Consider the following 1,546-nt stretch of genomic DNA (forward strand, 5'->3'; position numbering starts at 1 on the left):
CCCCAGCACCTGGCCCCCTCCTGGCAACCCCTTCAGGGAGTAGGCCGGTCCCGGCAGCGTCAGCAGCGCGTCCACCCGCGCGCTGGCGTACACCCGCAGCAGCTTCGGGTGCTCCGGCTCGTACAGCGTGGACTGCGCCAGCAGCAGCTCTCCTCCGGACAGCACCGTCCCGGCCATCGCGTTGGAGCCGTAGCCGCCCATCACCTTCGACCAGGTGCGCCCGCCGTCCGTGGAGCGCATCACCGCCGCCTGCGCCGAGCTGCTTCCGAACGTGGCCCACAGCACGCCGCGCACCGGATCCGCGACCAGCGCCAGGCCGTGGCGTGACGCCTGGAACGTGAAGCGCACCGCCCACGTCGCCCCGCCGTCCGTGCTCGCCCACAGCCGCACGGGCGTGCTCCCGGACGTCACCGTCTGGTACTCCAGGAAGAACGCCGTGCTGCCCAGCTCCGCGAAGCTCGCCGGGGACGCCGCGCGGTAGGTCCCCAGCGCCACCGCGTCCGTCCACGTCCATCCGCCATCCGTGGAGCGCTCCAGGTGGTAGCTGCCACCCCGGCTCATCTGCGCCAGCAGCGTCCCGTCCTTCAGCGCCGCCATCACCCAGAAGGACGCGCCGCCCACGCCCTGGCCTCGCGCGCTGAACGTGCGGCCGCCGTCCGTGCTCGCCCACAACCGGGAACGGCCGCCGTCCAGCGCCAGCGCGTACACGGTGCCCGCGCCGTCCACGGCCAGCACGTCGTGCGTCGTGTTCGTGAACACCGGCTCCAGCGTCACCGGCCCCGGCACCCCGCCATCATCCGGCGCCGTGCCGCCATCCGACGTGCCCCCGGCATCCGTCCCCGTGCCGCCGTCCGTCGTGCTCCCGCCATCCGGAGTCCCCACGCCACCATCCGGCGCGCTTCCGCCATCCGGCGTGCCCCCGCCATCCGGAATCCCCACGCCGCCATCCGGCGTCCCTGCGTCCTGTCCGGTGCCGCCCCCTTCCGGCTGGCGCGGCACCGCCACGCGCATCACCTTCGCGCTGGAGTTCGCATCCGGCGAGTCCCCGTAGAAGCACGGCACCTCCGTGACGCTGTCCGGCAGCACGTCCAGCGCGGAGAGGTAGCCCTTGAAGCTCGTGCGCGAGTCCAGCGTCACCGGGTCGCTGAACGTCCCGTCGCGCAGCACCCGGACCCGCAGCTCGTAGTCCGCGGCGGACTGCATGTGATTGTAGAAGACATACAGCGCGCTCCCCACCCGGGTGACCGCGGGCTGCAACGCCCAGTCCGGCGTGTTCTCCACCAGCGTGCGCGGCCCGAAGGACGTCCCGTCGAAGCGGCGGTAATACAGACGCTCCGTCTCATCCTTGTAGACCAGGTGGATGCCGCCCTGGCCGTCCTCCACCGCGCTCAGCGCCGCGCCATGGTAGATGCCGTCGGAGAACGCCTCCCGCGAAGGCCCCCAGGTGTCCACCGGGTCGGCCGCGTCGCGCACCCGCAGGCGCGTGGGTTCGAAGCCGTCGTGCATGGCGTAGAAGAAGACGAGCTTCGAGCCCACGCGCCTGCGG

The 1,546-nt window shown here is 72.6% G+C and carries 1 protein-coding gene; it reads right to left on the bottom strand.

Annotated features, from left to right (window positions below; translation table 11 throughout):
- Positions 1 to 1,546 (bottom strand): WD40/YVTN/BNR-like repeat-containing protein (locus tag D7Y13_RS41380; protein WP_147452644.1); only part of this gene is annotated, 1,546 nt, incomplete at both ends.

Source organism: Corallococcus praedator (genome assembly GCF_003612125.1).
Taxonomy (GTDB): Bacteria; Myxococcota; Myxococcia; order Myxococcales; family Myxococcaceae; genus Corallococcus; species Corallococcus praedator.